This is a genomic window from Stenotrophomonas sp. Bg11-02 (genome assembly GCF_002836635.1).
Taxonomy (GTDB): Bacteria; Pseudomonadota; Gammaproteobacteria; order Xanthomonadales; family Xanthomonadaceae; genus Stenotrophomonas; species Stenotrophomonas lacuserhaii.
This window is the reverse complement of sequence record NZ_PJAY01000060.1, coordinates 248,268-265,078: the sequence shown is the minus strand read 5'-3', so window position 1 is coordinate 265,078 and position 16,811 is coordinate 248,268. Positions and strand designations below refer to the sequence as shown.

Annotated in this window: 15 protein-coding genes, 6 tRNA genes and 1 pseudogene; 3 read left to right on the top strand and 19 right to left on the bottom strand. The window is 67.8% G+C overall.

Annotated elements, in window-relative coordinates:
* Position 1: 1 nt before the first annotated feature.
* Entirely contained in the window at positions 2 to 238 is a 237-nt protein-coding gene (locus CXG43_RS11395) for a hypothetical protein (RefSeq protein ID WP_042613007.1), read from the bottom strand.
* A 244-nt stretch (positions 239 to 482) separates the two neighbouring features.
* On the opposite strand from CXG43_RS11395, the gene CXG43_RS19290 reads away from it, so the two are divergent.
* Complete coding sequence (locus tag CXG43_RS19290) at positions 483 to 656, top strand: hypothetical protein (protein WP_182655478.1); 174 nt, start codon at positions 483 to 485, stop codon at positions 654 to 656.
* A gap of 182 nt (positions 657 to 838) precedes the next feature.
* Positions 839 to 1,474 carry a glycoside hydrolase family 19 protein gene (locus tag CXG43_RS11390; protein ID WP_101100040.1) on the top strand — a complete coding sequence of 212 codons (636 nt, stop codon included), beginning with the start codon at positions 839 to 841 and terminating at the stop codon, positions 1,472 to 1,474.
* A gap of 73 nt (positions 1,475 to 1,547) precedes the next feature.
* Here the strand turns inward: CXG43_RS11390 and CXG43_RS11385 are convergent.
* The 16 genes and pseudogenes from CXG43_RS11385 to CXG43_RS11310 form a co-directional block, all read right to left on the bottom strand.
* Positions 1,548 to 1,621 (bottom strand) — tRNA-Cys (locus CXG43_RS11385).
* Positions 1,622 to 1,685: 64 nt separating this feature from the next.
* Positions 1,686 to 1,761, bottom strand: a tRNA-Gly gene (locus CXG43_RS11380).
* Between the two features lie 154 nt (positions 1,762 to 1,915).
* Positions 1,916 to 1,991, bottom strand: a tRNA-Gly gene (locus tag CXG43_RS11375).
* Positions 1,992 to 2,145: 154 nt separating this feature from the next.
* Positions 2,146 to 2,221 (bottom strand) — tRNA-Gly (locus CXG43_RS11370).
* Positions 2,222 to 2,329: 108 nt separating this feature from the next.
* Positions 2,330 to 2,405: transfer RNA gene (locus tag CXG43_RS11365), tRNA-Gly, on the bottom strand.
* A 46-nt stretch (positions 2,406 to 2,451) separates the two neighbouring features.
* Positions 2,452 to 3,075, bottom strand: a complete 624-nt coding sequence (pgsA, locus tag CXG43_RS11360; protein ID WP_042614198.1) for a CDP-diacylglycerol--glycerol-3-phosphate 3-phosphatidyltransferase — start codon at positions 3,073 to 3,075, stop codon at positions 2,452 to 2,454.
* A 9-nt stretch (positions 3,076 to 3,084) separates the two neighbouring features.
* Entirely contained in the window at positions 3,085 to 4,926 is a 1,842-nt protein-coding gene (uvrC, locus tag CXG43_RS11355) for an excinuclease ABC subunit UvrC (protein ID WP_042614197.1), read from the bottom strand.
* Positions 4,923 to 6,335, bottom strand: a complete 1,413-nt coding sequence (locus tag CXG43_RS11350; RefSeq protein ID WP_101100039.1) for a hypothetical protein — start codon at positions 6,333 to 6,335, stop codon at positions 4,923 to 4,925. Before CXG43_RS11350 ends, uvrC begins: the two co-directional genes overlap by 4 nt.
* A 65-nt stretch (positions 6,336 to 6,400) precedes the next feature.
* On the bottom strand, positions 6,401 to 7,171 hold the full coding sequence (gene kdsB, locus CXG43_RS11345; protein WP_101100038.1) for a 3-deoxy-manno-octulosonate cytidylyltransferase: 771 nt from the start codon (positions 7,169 to 7,171) through the stop codon (positions 6,401 to 6,403).
* Between the two features lie 36 nt (positions 7,172 to 7,207).
* On the bottom strand, positions 7,208 to 8,227 hold the full coding sequence (lpxK, locus tag CXG43_RS11340; protein WP_042614194.1) for a tetraacyldisaccharide 4'-kinase: 1,020 nt from the start codon (positions 8,225 to 8,227) through the stop codon (positions 7,208 to 7,210).
* On the bottom strand, positions 8,227 to 9,975 hold the full coding sequence (gene msbA / locus CXG43_RS11335) for a lipid A export permease/ATP-binding protein MsbA (RefSeq protein WP_101100037.1): 1,749 nt from the start codon (positions 9,973 to 9,975) through the stop codon (positions 8,227 to 8,229). Before msbA ends, lpxK begins: the two co-directional genes overlap by 1 nt.
* Entirely contained in the window at positions 9,972 to 10,394 is a 423-nt protein-coding gene (locus CXG43_RS11330; protein WP_042614192.1) for a biopolymer transporter ExbD, read from the bottom strand. The genes msbA and CXG43_RS11330 overlap by 4 nt, the downstream gene beginning before the upstream one ends.
* Positions 10,395 to 10,397: 3 nt before the next feature.
* Positions 10,398 to 11,078, bottom strand: coding sequence for a MotA/TolQ/ExbB proton channel family protein (locus CXG43_RS19445; RefSeq protein ID WP_232767740.1), 681 nt, complete (start codon positions 11,076 to 11,078; stop codon positions 10,398 to 10,400).
* Positions 11,079 to 11,085: 7 nt separating this feature from the next.
* Positions 11,086 to 13,497, bottom strand: a pseudogene (locus CXG43_RS11320) (DNA internalization-related competence protein ComEC/Rec2); the annotation flags it as partial.
* Between the two features lie 96 nt (positions 13,498 to 13,593).
* The gene (locus CXG43_RS11315; protein WP_101100034.1) at positions 13,594 to 14,940 is read right to left on the bottom strand and encodes a HAMP domain-containing sensor histidine kinase; all 1,347 of its coding nucleotides are present in this window, start codon (positions 14,938 to 14,940) and stop codon (positions 13,594 to 13,596) included.
* Positions 14,941 to 14,942: 2 nt separating this feature from the next.
* Positions 14,943 to 15,614 (bottom strand): response regulator transcription factor, encoded by a 672-nt coding sequence (locus CXG43_RS11310; protein ID WP_101100033.1) that lies wholly within the window; start codon positions 15,612 to 15,614, stop codon positions 14,943 to 14,945.
* A 122-nt stretch (positions 15,615 to 15,736) separates the two neighbouring features.
* Between CXG43_RS11310 and CXG43_RS11305 the strand changes: the two genes are divergently transcribed.
* Positions 15,737 to 16,054 carry a hypothetical protein gene (locus tag CXG43_RS11305; protein ID WP_223181619.1) on the top strand — a complete coding sequence of 106 codons (318 nt, stop codon included), beginning with the start codon at positions 15,737 to 15,739 and terminating at the stop codon, positions 16,052 to 16,054.
* 28 nt (positions 16,055 to 16,082) lie between these two features.
* On the opposite strand, the gene CXG43_RS11300 is transcribed toward CXG43_RS11305, so the two are convergent.
* Together CXG43_RS11300 and CXG43_RS11295 are read right to left on the bottom strand one after the other, a co-directional pair.
* Positions 16,083 to 16,556, bottom strand: a complete 474-nt coding sequence (locus tag CXG43_RS11300; protein WP_101100032.1) for a hypothetical protein — start codon at positions 16,554 to 16,556, stop codon at positions 16,083 to 16,085.
* A 70-nt stretch (positions 16,557 to 16,626) separates the two neighbouring features.
* A tRNA-Val gene (locus CXG43_RS11295) sits at positions 16,627 to 16,701 on the bottom strand.
* Positions 16,702 to 16,811 lie beyond the last annotated feature (110 nt).

Here is a 16,811-nt window from a genome sequence, read left to right as displayed (position 1 = left end):
ATCAACGCGATGGCGGGTCCGCCGGCGGCACCAGCTGGGCGCGCCGGACGATGCCAAGCTGTTCGATCAGCAACGCCATGTCGTTGGTCACCTGGGTGCGCTCACGCCCCTCCGGTACCAGCCGCGCCAGCACCTGCTGGTAGGTATTCCAGAACTCCGGGCCGCATCCATGCCGCTGGTAGCTGTCCTGCAGCTCGTCGCGAACCTGGTCGGCCAGATCCTGTCTGCCGTAATCCATGTACGACCTCCACGAAATCGGTGGCAGCGGGGATGCGGGGGCATCCAGCGAGGCAACACGATGCCTATGAATTAGACATGCTTTTATCTACGCGTCAATGATACAGCAGACACATTCCGCGAACCTCACTGAATCATTCACCTCGATCGCCCGGTCCGTGTGGCGTCCTGCGACGTGTCCCGACGCGCTCCTCACCGCGCTTGCGTAGGCTGAAACCTTCAATCGCCAGACGGAGAACACGCGCATGCAGTTGACCGCGCAGCAGCAACGCATTCTGGAAGACATACAGGCCACCCGCCCGGTTGCGCAGGAAGACGCCAACTGGGCGGTTGAAGCGGGACTTGCCGCACAGGGCGAAGACGGCGACATCGACCTGACCCAGCAAGGCCGCCACTATGTAGATTCGTCGCAGTTGTGACGACAGCCGCCGCATAAGGGGCTGCGCGGGATGCCGTAATGCGCGTGGCCGTTTGCGGACCACGCATTGGCTGCCCCCTGCGGCGCAGCGCGCGGCCGGCCGCTACTGGATTGCAGGCCACTGCAGGGCGATGGTGCGCTCATCTGGTGCACACCTTCCAACGCCAGCCCGTGGAGTGACTGATGATCAACGCCGCCCTGCTCTCGCAGATCCTGATGTGCCCCCTGGCGCTGGCCCAGCGCTGGACCGCGCCGCTGAACGAGGCGATGCAACGTTTCGACATCACCACCCCGCGGCGGATCGCGCATTTCCTGGCACAGATCGGCCATGAAAGCCTGAGCCTGCAGCACCTGCAGGAAAACCTTTCGTACAGCCGCAAACGCATCGGTGAAGTATTCGGCCGGCGCCTGTCCGAGGCCGAGCAGCCGCAGTATGTACGCAAGCCGGAGCGGCTGGCCAACCGCGTGTACGCCAACCGCAATGGCAACCGCGACGAGGCCAGTGGCGATGGGTATCGCTACCGCGGCCGCGGACCGATCGCCTTGACCGGCCGCGACAACTATCGCCGCATCGGCGAATTGCTTGGCCTGCCGCTGGAGGAACAGCCCGAGCTGCTGGAATCACCGGAAGTGGGTGCGTTGGCTGCTGCGGCGTGGTGGCAGGACGCCGGCCTCAATGCACTGGCCGACCGCGATGACCTGCTGGGTGTAAGCCGACGGATCAACCTGGGATCAAGCACCAGCAAGGCCACGCCGGAGGGCATGGCCGACCGCACGATGCGGACCAGCCGGGCGCTGCTGGCGATGGGCGTGGGGTGATGCGGCGCGTTGCAGCTACCGGTTGAGCAGATAGCAGAAAGCCCGCCATTGGCGGGCTTTCTGCATGAAGCGTTGGAGGCCTGGGTCGGAATTGAACCGGCGTACGCGGCTTTGCAGGCCGCTGCATAACCACTCTGCCACCAGGCCGGTGTACAGCTACCAGGAATGCGATCCTGGTAAGACGAAACCCCTGTCGGGGCCTGTCGGGATTTGGAGCGGGAAACGAGACTCGAACTCGCGACCTCAACCTTGGCAAGGTTGCGCTCTACCAACTGAGCTATTCCCGCGTGAGGCCGACATGCTACCGGAAGACCCGGGACCACACCAGCGTTTTCACGCTTCAAAACGCTGCTTTTCCGCTGCGCCACTCCCTTCCGGAAGCATCGCCCCGCACGGCCGGTGCGGGAGAAAAACAAAGCCCCTTCCGGGGCCCGGTAAAACTGGAGCGGGAAACGAGACTCGAACTCGCGACCTCAACCTTGGCAAGGTTGCGCTCTACCAACTGAGCTATTCCCGCAATCTCTTCGACCTGCGCCGAAGAAGCGATATTGTGTCGAAATTCCTTCATCTCGTCAAGCCTGTTCAGCTCTCCGATCGCAGCAATCACGCACGCAGCGCACCTTCGAATACAGGCAAAAAAAAGAGACCGCGTGGGCCTCTTCTTCAAAACCTGGAGCGGGAAACGAGACTCGAACTCGCGACCTCAACCTTGGCAAGGTTGCGCTCTACCAACTGAGCTATTCCCGCTTGGGAGGCGGCATTCTACACGGCCTGTCGCCGGTGTCAAGGACGGGGGGACGCCAGCCGCTTCCGCCGGCACAAAAAAAAGAGGCCTTTCGGCCTCTTTTCAGATTCTGGAGCGGGAAACGAGACTCGAACTCGCGACCTCAACCTTGGCAAGGTTGCGCTCTACCAACTGAGCTATTCCCGCTTGGGAGGCGGCATTTTACCTGTCTTCACATCGGTGTCAACCGCTTTCAGCCGCCCTTCTTCAGGCGCGCGCGTTCGCGTGCCGCACGCTCATCGGCGCGCAGGCTCGGCCACGCCGCGTGCAGGTACTGCAGGCCCGACCACAGGGTCAGCACCGCAGCGATCGCCAGCGTCCAGTCGCCCATGTGGAACACCGGCGGGCCCATCCAGATGTCCTCCACCGGGGTGTTCGGCGCCACTGAATACAGCAGGCAGAGCAGCGCGACCATCTGCGCGGTGGTCTTCACCTTGCCGATCACCGCCACGCGCACTTTCGCCCGCTGGCCCAGTTCGGCCATCCATTCGCGCAGTGCCGAAACGGCGATTTCGCGGCCCACGATCACCGCCGCCCAGAACGCCATCCACGGCGTGGGATGGCCCTGCACGATCAGGAACAGCGCCACGGCGACCATCAGTTTGTCGGCCACCGGATCCAGGAACGCACCGAACGCCGATTCCAGCTGGTAGCGCCGCGCGATCCAGCCATCCAGCCAATCGGTGATCGCCGCCAGGCCGAACAGCGCCGCCGAGGCGAAGTTGGTCCACGTGTAGGGAAGATAGAACACCAGCACCAGCACCGGGATCATCAGGATCCGCAGCAGGGTCAGCCAGGTGGGGAGGGTCAACGTCATCGGTAATCTCTACTCGCCCGCCGCATTCGGCTCGGGCAGTCCATGAAGGTTAGCGTAGATACGCGCAGCGAGGGCAGCATTGATGCCTTCCACTTTGGCGATTTCCGCCTCGCCGGCCGCCTTCAGGCCGACCAGTCCGCCGAAATGCTTGAGCAGGCTGGCGCGGCGGCGCGGCCCGATACCGGCTATATCTTCCAGCTTGCTGGTCATGCGGGCCTTCTGGCGGCGGCCGCGATGCCCGGTGATGGCAAACCGATGCGCCTCGTCGCGCACCTGCTGGATGAACTGCAGCGCCGGCGAGGCAGCGCCGGGGCGCAGCTCGCGTCCGTCCGGCAGCACCAGCGCTTCGTGCCCGGCGCGGCGTTCGGCGCCCTTGGCCACACCCACCAGCAGCACGCCTTCCACGCCCAGATCGGCCAGTGCGGCCTGGGCCTGCGCCAGCTGGCCGGCGCCACCGTCGATCAGCAGCACATCCGGCAGCACGCCCTGCTCTTCCACCGCCCGGCGGAAACGGCGGTCGATCGCCTGGCGCATGGCGGCGTAGTCATCGCCGGGTTCGATGCCGCTGATGTTGAAGCGGCGATACTGCGCCTTCACCGGCCCGGCCGCATCAAACACCACGCACGACGCCACCGTGGCCTCGCCCATGGTGTGGCTGATGTCGAAACATTCCACCCGTTTGACCGGCTCGGCCAGGCCCAGCATCTCGCGCACCGCCTCGCTGCGCGCATGCTGGGAATCGCGGCTGTTGAGTTCGGTGGCCAGGGTCAGCTGCGCGTTGCGGCTGGCCAGTTCCAGGTAGCCCGCGCGTTCGCCACGCACGTTCCATTTCAACTGCACGCGGCGTTCGGAGGACGCGGAAAACGCGGCTTCCAGCAGGGTTGCATCCGGGATTTCGCGATCCAGCAGGATCTCGCGCGGGGGCTCGAATTCCACGTAGTACTGCGACACGAACGCGCCCAGCACTTCTTCCGGGCTGTCTTCGCCATTGGTGCGCGGGAAGAACGGGCGCGTACCCATGTTGCGGCCGTCACGGAAGGCCAGCAGCATCACGCAGGCCTGCGCGCCACGGGTGGCCACCGCCAGCACGTCCAGGTCGGCGGCGCGGCCGTCCACGTACTGGCGGGTCTGCATGCTGCGCAGCGATTTGACCAGGTCGCGCAGCCGTGCGGCCTGCTCGAATTCCAGCGACTCGCTGGCCGCCTGCATCTGCTCGCCCAGCTCACGGGTCAGCTCATCGCTCTTGCCTTCCAGGAACATCGAGGCGCGGCGCACTGCTTCGGCGTAATCCTCGGCCGCCACCAGATCCACGCAGGGCGCGCTGCACCGGCCGATCTGGTACTGCAGGCACGGCCGCGAGCGGTTCTTGAACACGCTGTCCTCGCAGCTGCGCAGCTTGAACAGCTTGTGCATCAGGTTCAGCGTTTCGCGCACCGCAGTGACCCCCGGATAGGGCCCGAAGTAGCGGCCCGGTACGGCGCGCGGCCCGCGGTGCAGCGCGATGCGCGGCCACGCCTCGCGGGTCAGCAGCACGTGCGGATAGGTCTTGTCGTCGCGCAGGGACACGTTGTAGCGCGGCGACAGCGATTTGATCAGCTGGTTTTCCAGCAGCAGCGCTTCGCTTTCCGAGCGCGTCACGGTGACGTCCATGCGCACGATCTGCGACAGCATGGACATGATCCGCGCGTTCTTCGGGCTGCCGTTGAAATAGCTGCCGACACGGTTGCGCAGGGCGCGCGCCTTGCCGACATACAACAGCACATCGTCGGCGGCGTACATGCGGTAGACACCGGGCGCGGTGCTCAGCGCGGCTGCGAAGGCCTTGCCATCGAAAGCGGGTACAGCGTTCATTCGGTGATCGGCACGTCGCTCAGCACGCCACTGGCGGGGTCGAAGCGCAGCACGGCGTGGGCATCGGTTTCGGCGATCCAGACCGCACCGGATCCGACCGCCAGGCCGGCCGGCCCGTGCAGCCGGCGGGGCAAGGCCTGGGTGACCAGTTCGCCGCCGCCCAGTCGCAGGGTGCGCAGGCGACCGTTGCCGGCATCGGCAATCCACAGCAGCGGTGCATCCGGGCTGAGCGCGATGGCCTGCGGGAACTGCAGGCTGGCCCGGTCACGCGGACCGTCTTCGCTGCCGTGGTTCCACACGCCCTGCCCGATCAGCGTCTGCACAAGGTCGCCGCGCAGCTGCACGCAGCGGATCGAAGAGGCCAGCGCATCGGCCACGTACAGCGCCTGCTGCACCACGGCCAGTCCGGTCGGCTGGGCGAAGGCCGCCACGTTGCCACTGCCGTCGCGCTGGTCGATGGCGCCGCTGCCGGCGCGCCGGGTAAGTCGTCGCTGGCCCAGATGATAGCTCCAGATACGGTTGTCACCGGCCATCGCCACGTGCAGTTCATTGTCCGCCAGGGCCAGCCCTGCTGGGTGGTTCAGCGCCACGCTGCGCGGGTCGTCAACCTGCCCGTCGCGCAGTTCGCCCGGCCGGCCATTGCCACACAGCGTGTCCACCTGGCCGGTGATGATGTTGATGCGACGCAGGGCATGGTTGCCGGTGTCGGCCACGTACAGCGACTCGCGTTCCACCACCAGCGCCTGCGGCCGGTTGAAGGCTGCGTCCTGCGCCCCGCCATCCATGAAGTCCGGCGTGCCCTGCCCGAACTGGCGCAGCACGCGCCCGCCATGGGTGCATTCGAGCACGCGGTGGTGGCCGCTGTCGGCGATATACAGCCGCTCGGTGGTGACCGCCAGCCCGGTGGGGAAACACAGCGGCAGGCGCGGCTCGGGGCGCAGCTCGCGCAGTGCTTCGAACGGTGTCGGCTGCAGGTTGCCGCACAGTTCGTTGAGCGCACGGTCCAGCTCGCCCGGCTGGCCGAGGCCGACCAGGCGGCTGCTTTCGCGGCCGTAGACATCCATCAGCACCATCGTCGGCCAGGCCGTCACCCCGAAGCGCCGCCAGCCGTCCCAGTCGCTGTCCAGCAGCGCGACCGAGTGCAGGCCCTGGCGGCGCAGCAGCTTCAGGCTGGCCGTTTCGTCGCGTTCGAAATCGAAACGCGGCACCTGCAGCACCAGCACCTGCAGCCGACCGGGATGGCGCGACTGCCAGTTCGCCACTTCGGCCAGGCGTTGCGCGCACCATGCCGACGCCGCATTGACGAACAGCAGGGCCAGCGGTTGCCCGCGCAGCTCGCTCAGGGTGGCGGGCGCGGCGTTCAGCCACGTGGCGAACTCGGGGAGGTCCTGGACGGGTTGGGCGTTCATACCCTGATTATGCCGGACCGCGCGTCATGCAATCGTTGTGCCACGCGGATTTTTTCCGGGCCCGCTCAGGCTTCGCCGCTGGCCAGCAACTGTTCGGCCCGCTCCAGGTCTTCCGGGGTGTCGATGCCGGCCGGGAACGGCGCCGGCGACAGCGCCGCGCTGATCGGGTAACCGGCCTCCAGCACCCGCAGTTGTTCCAGGTTTTCCACCTGTTCCAGGCTGCCGGGCGGCATTGCGGCGAACTGCTGCAGGAAGCCGGCGCGGTAGCCGTAGATGCCGATGTGGCGCAGCCACTGGACCCCGTCCGGCAATACCTCGCGGCTGCGCGCGAAACCATCGCGGTGCCAGGCAATCGGCGCACGGCTGAAATACATGGCCTCACCGCGCGCGTTGCGCACCAGCTTGACCACGTTGGGATCGAACAGCGTGGCCGCATCGTCGACCGGTGTACACAGCGTGGACATCGGGGCGCGGCCGCTGGCCAGCGCGTCGGCCACCGCACGGATGCCGGCGGCCGGTGCAAACGGTTCGTCACCCTGCAGGTTGACCACCACGGTGTCATCGGCCCAACCGGCATGGCGTGCACATTCGGCCAGCCGGTCGGTGCCGGAGGGATGGGACGGATCGGTCATGGCCACCTGCACGTCCTGCAACCCCGCCAGCGCCTCGGCGATGCGCGCATCGTCGGTGGCCACCCACACTTCGCGCGCGCCGGCCTGCAGCGCGCGCCGCGCCACGTGCAGCACCAGCGGTTCCCCGCCGAGCAGGCGCAACGGCTTGCCGGGCAGGCGCGAAGCGGCATAGCGGGCAGGAATGGCGACGACGAACTCGGTCATGGGGTTCTCCGGTTACAGGCCACGCGCGCGGGCGGTTCAGCGCGCGCGCAGCTTCTCAAGGCGGTCGGTCAATGCCACCCAGAACGCGGCGGGCAGATCGGCCTGCAGGGGAATGGCGAAGTGCCAGTCGTTGGCGAAAGCGCGGCACTTCACCGCGTCCTTTTCGGTCATCAGGATCGGCAGCTCGCTGCCAAAGCGCAGGTCCTGCGGCTGGTAGGCGTGGTGGTCGGCGAAGGCATGCGGGACCACGCCGATGCGTTCGGCACGCAGCATGTCGAAGAATCGCTGCGGGTGCGCGATGCCGGCCACGGCGTGCACGCGCTGCCCGGCAAAGTGCGAAAGCGCGCGCAGGCGTCCGCCCACCAGCGGCTGCGCACTGTCGATGCGCAGGCGCATCGGCCATTGCCCGAACCCGCACGCCACCGCCGCGTTTTCCGCGCTGGCCGCGCCCTGGTTGACCACGCGGAAATCGCATTCGCCGGCGCGGGCCACCGGCTCGCGCAGCGGGCCGGCAGGCAGCAGCCGGCCGTTGCCGTAACGACGCTGCGCGTCAATGACTTCAATCTCGATATCGCGCGCCAGGCGGTAGTGCTGCAGGCCGTCATCGCAGACGATCACATCGCAACCCGCCTCGACCAGCGCCTTGCCGGCAGCTACCCGGTCGGCATCCACCCGCACCGGCGCACCGGTTTTCCAGGCAATCAGCACCGGTTCGTCGCCGCCCAGCGCGGTCGGCGTATCGGCGTCCACCCAGCGCCCGGTTTCAGCCTGCTCGCGGCCATAGCCACGGCTGGCAACGCCGGGTTTCCAGCCCGCTGCGCGCAACTGCTGCACCAGCGCGATGGTCAGCGGGGTCTTGCCGGTGCCACCGGCGGTGATGTTGCCGACCACGATCACCGGCACCGGCAACGCGTGCCGCTTCAGCCAGCCGCGCCGGTACAGGCGTCGCCGCAGGCCGGACACGGCCGCATAAAGCGGGCTGAGCAGGCGCATCCCGAGCGGCACCGTGGAGCCGTCATACCAGTAGGCCGGTGTCTGGGTACCCTTGCCGGACATCAGGCCTGCCTTTCGCGGAACTGCATGTTGTACAGGTGCTCGTACAGGCCACCCATGGCCAGCAGTTCATCGTGCGTGCCGCGCTCGACAATGCGGCCCTGGTCCATCACCAGCACCTGGTCGGCGTGTTCGATGGTGGACAGCCTGTGCGCGATGACCAGCGTGGTGCGCTCGGGCATCAGCCGCTGCAGCGCGTCCTGCACCAGCCGTTCGGATTCGTTGTCCAGCGCGGCGGTCGCCTCGTCCAGGATCAGGATCGGCGCATCACGCAGGATCGCGCGGGCGATCGCCAGGCGCTGGCGCTGGCCACCGGACAACAGCGCCCCGTTCTCACCGACCGGGGTGTCCAGCTGCTGCGGCAGGCGCGCGATGAACTCCCAGGCGTTGGCCGCCTCGGCCGCCGCGCGGATCTGCTCCTGGCTGGCATCCATGCCGTAGGCGATGTTCGAGCCGATGGTGTCGTCGAACAGCATCACCTTCTGTCCCACCATCGCCACCTGCCGACGCAGGTCGGCCAGCGGGTAATCGTCCAGTGGCACGCCATCCAGCGTGATGCGGCCGCCACTGGGCTCGTAGAAGCGCGGCACCAGCCGGATCAGGCTGGTCTTGCCACTGCCCGAGCGTCCCACCACGGCGGTGACGGTGCCGGGGCGTGCAACGAAGCTGATGTCGTCCAGCGCGATGCCGGCGTCTTCGCGGTAACGCAGCATCACGTGTTCGAAAGCCAGTTCACCGCGTGCCCGTTCGATGCGCTTGCTGCCTTGGTCACGCTCCACCGGCATGTCCAGGATGGAGAACAGCCGCTCGGCGGCGGCCACACCGCGCGAGATCGAGGTCTGCACGCTGGTCAGCCGTCGCAGCGACGGAATGATCGCCATCATCGAGGTCATCAGGCCCATGAACTGGCCGGCGTTGAGCTTGCCGACCAGCGCTTCGCGGGTGGCTACCCAGACGATCACCGCCAGCGCCAGCGCGGCCAGGAACTGCACCGTGCTGGAGGCGAAGGCGCGCGTGGTCTCGACCTTCATGTTCAGGCCCAGCATGCGGTTGGCCAGCCGCGAATAGCGGTCGATCTCATGCCGCTGGGTGCCGTGCACCTTGACTTCCTGCTGGGCGGACAACGACTGCTCGGCCGTGGCGGCCATGGTGCCCATGCCGTCCTGGATGCCGCGGCTGATGCGCCGGTAGCGCTTGCCCACGTAGGACACGATCAAGCCGATCATCGGCACCACCACCAGCATCGCCATGGTGACCTTGACGCTCATCTGCAGCATCACCACCAGCATCGCGATGATGGTCAGGGTGTCGGCCACCAGCGTCTTCAAGGCATCGGCGCTGGCCTGGGTGACCTGTTCGGTATCGAAGTTCAGCCGGCTGACCATCACCGGGGTGGCTTCGGTATCGAAGTGCGACGACGGCAGGTGCAGGTACTTTTCCAGCACCTGTTCGCGCAGGTCGCGCACCACGCTGCGGCCGGTGCGGGCCAGGGTGTAGTCACTGACCAGCGTGGCCAGGCTGCGCATCAGGAACAGGCCCAGGATGGTCAGCGGCAGGATCACCGCCATGCGCGGCTCGGGGTTGACGAAGCCACGGTTGACCAGCGGTTCCATCAAGCGGGTGAAGGAGTAGCCGGCCAGCGCTTCGATGGCCATCGCCACCACGGCGGCCACCATGAATACCCAGTAGGCGCGGGTGTAGCCGAGCAGGCGCTTGTAGATCGGCCAGACGGGCGCGTGTTTGGAACTCATTGACGCACCTCGGGAGCGGTTGCGATGGAAATCCGGCGGAAGCCGAGCTGGCCGAGGGCATCCTGTGCGGTGACCACGGCCTGGTAGGGGGTGCGCGCGTCGGCGCGCAGCAGCACGGACTGGGTGCGGTCTTCGCCGGCAACCGCAGCAATGGTCTGCTTGACCGACTCCACGTCGGTGCGCAGCACTTCCTGGTCGTTGACGAAGTAGCGGCCATCGGCGTTGACCAGGATGCTCAGCGCGCGCGGCGGTTCACTGTTGGCCTGCTGGCTGGCATGCGGCAGCTGCACCTGCAGGGTGGAACGCGCATCGAAGGTGGTGGTGACCACGAAGAAGATGATCAGCACCAGGATGACGTCGATCAGCGGCACCAGGTCGATATGCGGCTCATCGCCGGCGCGGTCGTTGCGGATGCGCATCCGTCAGGCCTTGGCCGGGGCGGCGCTGCCGGGGTTGGCGGCAGCCGGGGCAGCAGCACGCGGCGGCGTGGCCATCACGCCCGGACGGCCATCCAGCGCATCCAGCAGCGCGCTGGCCTCCTGTTCCATCTCGATCACGTAGCCGTTGATGCGGCCCTTGAAGTAGCGATGGAACATCAGCGCGGGGATCGCCACGATCATGCCGGTGGCCGTGCATACCAGTGCCTTGCCGATACCACCGGCCAGCTGGTTCACATCGCCCACGCCGTGGTCCAGGATGCCCAGGAACATCTGGATCATGCCGACCACCGTGCCCAGCAGGCCCAGCAGTGGACCGGCCGAAGCGATGGTGCCCAGCGCATTGAGGAAGCGTTCCATGCGATGGACGATGAAGCGCCCGGTGTCTTCGATGCGCTCACGGATCTGGTCGCGCGGACGATTGCGTGCGTCCAGCGCCGCCGCCAGCAGCGCGCCCAGCGGCGAATTGGCCCGCAGGGTCGCCAGGTGGGCCGGATCCAGCTTGCCGCGTGCCGCCCAGTTGCGCACATCCTGGCCCAGGCCCGGTGGCAGCACCTCGTTGCGGCGCAGGGACCAGAAACGCTCCAGGACGATCGCCAAAGCCAGTACACCCAGCAGCAGCAGCGGCACCATCGGCCAACCGCCGGCCTTGACCAGTTCCCACACGTTTCCAACCCTCCGGCCCAGCGGCCGCCTGTTTGTCCACCGATAGGATAGCAGCCGCCCGCTCCCGGCCCGCAGCATTCCACCAGCGACCCGCATGCACCCGTTGTTCGCGGACCTGCAGCCCCTGCGCGCCCAGCCACACGTGCAGTGCGCCGGAGGACGCGGTGCCCAGCACTTCGGCACCGGACGCTGCCCAGCGCTGCACCACCTCGGCGCGCGGATGGCCGAAGCGGTTGCGGTGCCCGGCCGACACCAGTGCCAGCCGCGCCCCCACCGCGTCCACCCACGGTGCGCTGGACGAGCCGGCGCTGCCATGGTGGGCCACCAGCGCCGCGTCCGCCTTCAGCGCGTTGCGGTTGGACCGCAGCAGCTGGGCTTCTTCGGCGAAGCCGATGTCACCGGTGAGCAGGATCACCCCGCGCGCGGTGGCGATGCGCAGCACACAGCTGGACGCATTGCCGCGCTCCCGGTGCCCCTGCACCGGATGCAGGATTTCGAAATCCACCCCGTCCCATCGCCACTGCTGGCCGCGATGGCAGGGCGATGCGCCGCCGACTCCGGACCCTGCCGGCGCCCACACCGGCACCTGCGGAAACGCACGGCGGATCCCGGGCAGGCCACCGGCATGGTCGGCGTCGGCATGGCTGAGCAGCACCCGGTCAGGCACGCCGGCACCCAGTGCGCGGAGCGCGGGCAGCACGACGCGCTCGCCGGAATCGGTGCCGACGCCCGGGGGCCCGAGGTCGTACAGCAGCAGCCGCGACGCGGTCCGCACCACCACCGCAGTGCCCTGCCCCACGTCCAGCACCAGCACCTCCACCGCCCCCGGCGCCGGCAGTTGCCGATCCGGCCAGAGCAGCGGCAGGCATAACAGCGGTGCCGCGAGCAGGCCGCCACGGCCACGCGGCAGCAACCACCAGAACACCCCCAGCAGGGCCAACGGCAGCGTCCAGCGCGGCGCCTCCGGCAACCACCACACCGCCCCGCTCCACGCGGCCAGCGGCTGCAGCCAGGTCCAACTTACGGCAAAGGCGGCGTCGCCAAGTCGCCAGCACCAGGCCCCCAGCCCGGCATGCAGCGCCTCCAGCGCCGTGCCGAGCAGCGCCAGCGGCACCACCACCAGGCTCCACCACGGCACCGCCAGCAGGTTCACCAGCGGACCAATGCGCGAGGCCTGGCCGAACAGGCTGATGCCGAGCGGCAACAGGGCCAGGCTGGCAATCCCCTGCGCGGCCAGGAACGGCTTGAGCAGGCCGGCCAGCCCGGGCTCGGCACGCTGCCCACCGGGCAGGCACCACATCAGCCACAGCACACCGCCAAAGCTGAGCCAGAACCCCGCAGCCAGCACCGACAGCGGGGCGACCAGCAGGGTCGCGAAGGCCGCCAACGCCAGCGACTGGGCCCATGGCATGCGCCGGCGGCTGGCGCGCGCCAGCGCCACCACCGCGATCATCAATGCGGTGCGCACGGTCGGCAGTGCCAGCCCGGCCACCAGCGCGTAGGCCACCGCGCCCGCAGCCGCCGCCAGCGCGGCCGCGGTGGGCCGTGGCACGTGCCGGGGCAGCATCGCGATACAGCGCCACAGCAGGCCGACCAGCAGCGCAAGGCCGCCGGCGACCAAGCCGACATGGAACCCGGAGATCGCGATGAGGTGGGTCAGGCCCAGTGCGCGCAGCTGTTCCCAATCCGCATCGCTGAGCTCGCGCGTGTCGCCCAGCGCCAGGGCGCGCAGGAACCGCGACGTTTCGCTGGGCAGCGCCTGCCGGATCCGCTGCGACATGCGTTCGCGCCAGGCCGCCAGCCCGGCAGGGCCTTCCAGCTGGTGCGGGACCGAGCCTGCGCGGACCTGCCCGCTGGCGGTGATACCGAGCATCAGCGCGTGGCGTTCGCCATCGAATCCGCCCGGATTGATCCGGCTGCGTGGCGCGCGCAGTCGCAGCGGAAGTTGCCAGCGTGATCCGGCGGCAACGGTGTGCCGCACACCACCAGGGCCTGATCCGGGCACTGCGCTGCCGGACCCGCCACGTGCGAAGGGCGCGCTCCAGTAGACCTGCACGCGCCGGCCGCGGAGATACTCCGGCAGTGCCGGGTCGTCATCGACACGCAGCAGGAAACGACTGTAGGACGGGCGATGCTCGGGCAGATCGATCACCCTGCCGCGCAGCACCTGGTCGACCGGTGGCTGCTGCGGCGGAAGCTGCGCCTGCAACGCCCAAAGCCCGTGCAGCCCCGCCCAGCTGCAGCCCACCAGCAGCATGCCCAGCCAGCGCCCACGCCAGTGGACCAGCCACAGGACCATGCCCAGCAACAGGGCCGGCCAGGCCACCACGGCCGGCGGCAGTGCCGGCATTTGACAGCATGCCGTGGCACCGGCCACCAGCGCGGCGGCACTGGCCTTGCCCCACAGGCCCGGCGACACGACGAGATGATCGCAGGCCTGTCCCCCCATGCCCTGCAGCGTGTCCTGCTGGCGCAGCGGCTGCCATCAGCGTTCCGCACAGTGCAGGCTCGGGTTTCAGCCGGGGCGGCGGACCGAACGGTTGAATGCGATGCGGAAACTGGCGCCACCACCCGGTGCCTCGCCTACGCTCACCGCGCCTTCGTGGTGCTGGATGATCTCCTTAACCAGGTGCAGGCCCAGCCCGCTGCCGCTGCCGGCCGCACGCAGGCGGTGGAACGGTTCAAAGATCGCCTCGCGGTCGTTTTCCGGGACACCGGCGCCCTGGTCGGCGACCTCCAGCGTGGCGTCGGCTTCCAGCCGTACGCTGATGGTGCCGCGGCCGCCGCCATGCACGATCGCGTTGTGCACCAGGTTGGCCATGACGCGACCCAGGGCGATGCCATCGCCGACGATCCACACCGGCTCGTCCGGCGCATCCACCTCGAAGGTGTAGCCGGCACCGATCACCAGCGGCGCCAGTTCCGCCGCCGCCGTGCGCGCCAATGCGGCCAGGTCCAGCGGTTGCAGCTTCTCCACGCTGCGGTCCAGGCGCTGCAGGTCCAGCAGATGTTCGGCGACGTTGCCCAGCCGCGCGATGTCGTTCAACAGCTGCGCCTTCAAGGCGCCCTGCGGTAGCTGCGACAGGCGCGCCTGTACCACCGCGATCGGCACGCGCAGCTCGTGCGCGGCGTCGGCCAGGAATTTGTCGCGTGCAGCGTAGCCTTGCTGCACCTTGCCGATGGCATCGTTGAAGGCACTCACCAGCGGGGCGATCTCGCTGCTGACCAGCTGCGTATCCAGCCGCGCGCCGGCCTTGCCGATGTCCAGCAGCCGCGCCTCGCGCGCCAGCTGCCGCACCCCGCGCATCGCACGGTGGATCACCAGCGGCATGACCAGCAGGGTCACCACGATCAGCGGCAGGAAGAACCACGGGCCGATCAGCCGGAGCACCATCAGCGCACCTTCCCACAGCCCGTGCTTCGGCTGGCCACCGACCATCGCGGTCACGCGCCTGCCATCCTGGTTGCTGATCACGATGCGCGCCGCATCCAGGTAGGGCGGGGTCAGTGATCCCAGTTCGCTGTAGCCGACGCGCTCCAGCCGTGACAGCAGTTCGCGATGGACATCCGGCACGGCTCCCTCGGACAAGGTATTGCCACGTTCATCCACGGCGACGAACCACAGGTTGCCGCCGGCCTCCGCATTGAGGGCATCCCAGCGCGTGCGATCCAACCGGATGGCCGTGCCGTCGCCGTGCAGCGCGGCCACCACGTCATCGGCAGTGAACATGTCCATGTGCACCGATTCCTGGTCACCCCAGGTCAGGATCAGCGCCATCACCGCGATCAGCACGGTGAACACCTGGGCCAGGCAGACGCGCCAGGCCAGGCCGAGTGAAATGGATCGGATATCGGTATTCATTTTCATGCCTCGGCCAACAGGTAGCCGACCCCGCGGATGACGTGGATCTCCACGCCCGCACCGGCCTGCTGCAGCGCTTTGCGCAGCTTGGAAATATGCGCGTCCAGTGCATTGGACTGGATGTCGTCGTCGAAGCCGTACACCGCTTCTTCCAGCCCGCTGCGGGTCACCGTGCGGCCCTGGCGCAAGGCCAGCGCCTGCAGCACCAGCAGCTGGCGGCGCGGCAGCGCCAGCGTTTGTCCCTCCACCTGCGCCTGCAGCGATTCGAAATCGAAACGCAGCCGGCCCAACTGCAGCACCGGGGTGACCATTTCGGTGGGGCGGCGCGCTACCGCGCGGATGCGCGCCATCAACTCCTCGATGGCCACCGGCTTGACCAGGTAATCGTCCGCGCCGACATCCAGTCCTTCCACTTTGTCGCCCAGGCTGCCCTTGGCGGTAAGCATGATGACCGGCAGATTGGGCCGCAGCGCACGGGCGATGGCTACGAAGGCCAGGCCATCGCCGTCGGGCAGCTGGCGGTCCAGCAGCAACAACTGGTGCACCGGGTCACGCAGCGCGGCGGCGGCCGCGGCAAGCGTGTCCACCACGTCGGCGACCACACCCTGGCGTTCCAGCCCGGACTGCAGGGCACGGGACAGGTCAGGATCGTCTTCGACCAGCAGGATGCGCATGGGAAACCGGTGAGCAGCAGAAACCAGCACTGATGATAAGCCGCGCAGGGGGCGCGCAATGTTCTGACAATGTTGATGACGCATCGTGCACGTACCGCTTCTGTATCGAGCCGAACGACGCCATGGACGCTTTCCTCCCCCCGGCCAGCCCCGCGCCCGCCCTGCTCAACTGCGCCAATGACCCGCGCATCGTGCTGACCGCGCCGGACCTGGACAGCGCCGAACGCGCGTTCCTCGGCCTGCTGCCTGACCGTGATCATGTAGACGCCCTGGCACGCCATGCGATCAGCCATGCGCGCCTCGGTTCCGGCAGCGGCTACGCGTTGTCGCTGACGCTGGTCGGCATGCGCCTGCAGGAATTCAAGATGGGCGAGGACTGCGCGACCCGCTGCCGCCAGGATTCATTGCGCAGCCTACGGCAGGCATTCACCGCAGGCTGAGGCAGGCGTAGCGGATGAAGCGCTGCCGTCAGCGCTCCTGCTCGTCGAAGTGGTTGAAGGTGTAGCCGACCAGGATCCAGCTGCCGCCGTCCTCTTCGCCAACCTGCCATCGGTACGCCCAGGATTCCGAGCCCTCGCTACGCTGGCGGTTGAATCTGATCTCCTCGCCCGGTAGTCCGCTGGCCGGAAGCGTGATGGGCGGATTGTCTCCCAGCCTGCGGTGCGGCTCGTACTGACCGGGCGCTCTTGGCGCGCCGCTTGCGGATTCGTTCTGGGCCGCAACCAACAGCGCGCCGATCAGCAAGGTGGCAATCGTGTTCCTGCCGTGGGTGGTCATCGGGAGGCTCCGCATCGCCGGCGGTTCCGGCTGCCTGATCTCAGTACAGCGGAAGTTTTCGCGCAAAGAAGAACACGCTATCTGGTCGGCCGTGCCGCGGACAGACACTTCGGCCCGGTATTCATCGACCCTGCCTGTGCGGATCAGGACCACGCCGCAGAGCATGAATCCCGAATTCCAGGCACAAAAAAACCAGCGCGATGGCTGGTTTTTTTCGTTCCCACTTCGCTGGAAGTGGTGGGCGGTACAGGGTTCGAACCTGTGACCCCTACCATGTCAAGGTAGTGCTCTACCGCTGAGCTAACCGCCCGTTTTTGTTTCCTGCCGCGTTGCGATTGCGTCGGGGCAGGCCGCGTATATTACGGAGGAGACCGGGGTTGTGCAACACTTTTGTGAAGAAATCTTCGAAAGCGAGGGCGG

Excerpts from the sequence above, each read along its gene's own strand:
- CXG43_RS19290 (WP_182655478.1), top strand. The coding sequence starts at position 483 with ATGCAGTTGACCGCGCAGCAGCAACGCATTCTGGAAGACATACAGGCC.
- CXG43_RS11390 (WP_101100040.1), top strand. The coding sequence starts at position 839 with ATGATCAACGCCGCCCTGCTCTCGCAGATCCTGATGTGCCCCCTGGCG.
- CXG43_RS11350 (WP_101100039.1), bottom strand. The coding sequence starts at position 6,335 with ATGAACGCCCAACCCGTCCAGGACCTCCCCGAGTTCGCCACGTGGCTG.
- CXG43_RS11315 (WP_101100034.1), bottom strand. The coding sequence starts at position 14,940 with ATGAATACCGATATCCGATCCATTTCACTCGGCCTGGCCTGGCGCGTC.
- kdsB (WP_101100038.1), bottom strand. The coding sequence starts at position 7,171 with ATGACCGAGTTCGTCGTCGCCATTCCTGCCCGCTATGCCGCTTCGCGC.
- CXG43_RS11395 (WP_042613007.1), bottom strand. The coding sequence starts at position 238 with ATGGATTACGGCAGACAGGATCTGGCCGACCAGGTTCGCGACGAGCTG.
- lpxK (WP_042614194.1), bottom strand. The coding sequence starts at position 8,227 with ATGTCCGGCAAGGGTACCCAGACACCGGCCTACTGGTATGACGGCTCC.
- uvrC (WP_042614197.1), bottom strand. The coding sequence starts at position 4,926 with ATGAACGCTGTACCCGCTTTCGATGGCAAGGCCTTCGCAGCCGCGCTG.
- CXG43_RS11305 (WP_223181619.1), top strand. The coding sequence starts at position 15,737 with ATGGACGCTTTCCTCCCCCCGGCCAGCCCCGCGCCCGCCCTGCTCAAC.
- CXG43_RS11330 (WP_042614192.1), bottom strand. The coding sequence starts at position 10,394 with ATGCGCATCCGCAACGACCGCGCCGGCGATGAGCCGCATATCGACCTG.
- CXG43_RS11310 (WP_101100033.1), bottom strand. The coding sequence starts at position 15,614 with ATGCGCATCCTGCTGGTCGAAGACGATCCTGACCTGTCCCGTGCCCTG.
- pgsA (WP_042614198.1), bottom strand. The coding sequence starts at position 3,075 with ATGACGTTGACCCTCCCCACCTGGCTGACCCTGCTGCGGATCCTGATG.
- msbA (WP_101100037.1), bottom strand. The coding sequence starts at position 9,975 with ATGAGTTCCAAACACGCGCCCGTCTGGCCGATCTACAAGCGCCTGCTC.
- CXG43_RS11300 (WP_101100032.1), bottom strand. The coding sequence starts at position 16,556 with ATGCTCTGCGGCGTGGTCCTGATCCGCACAGGCAGGGTCGATGAATAC.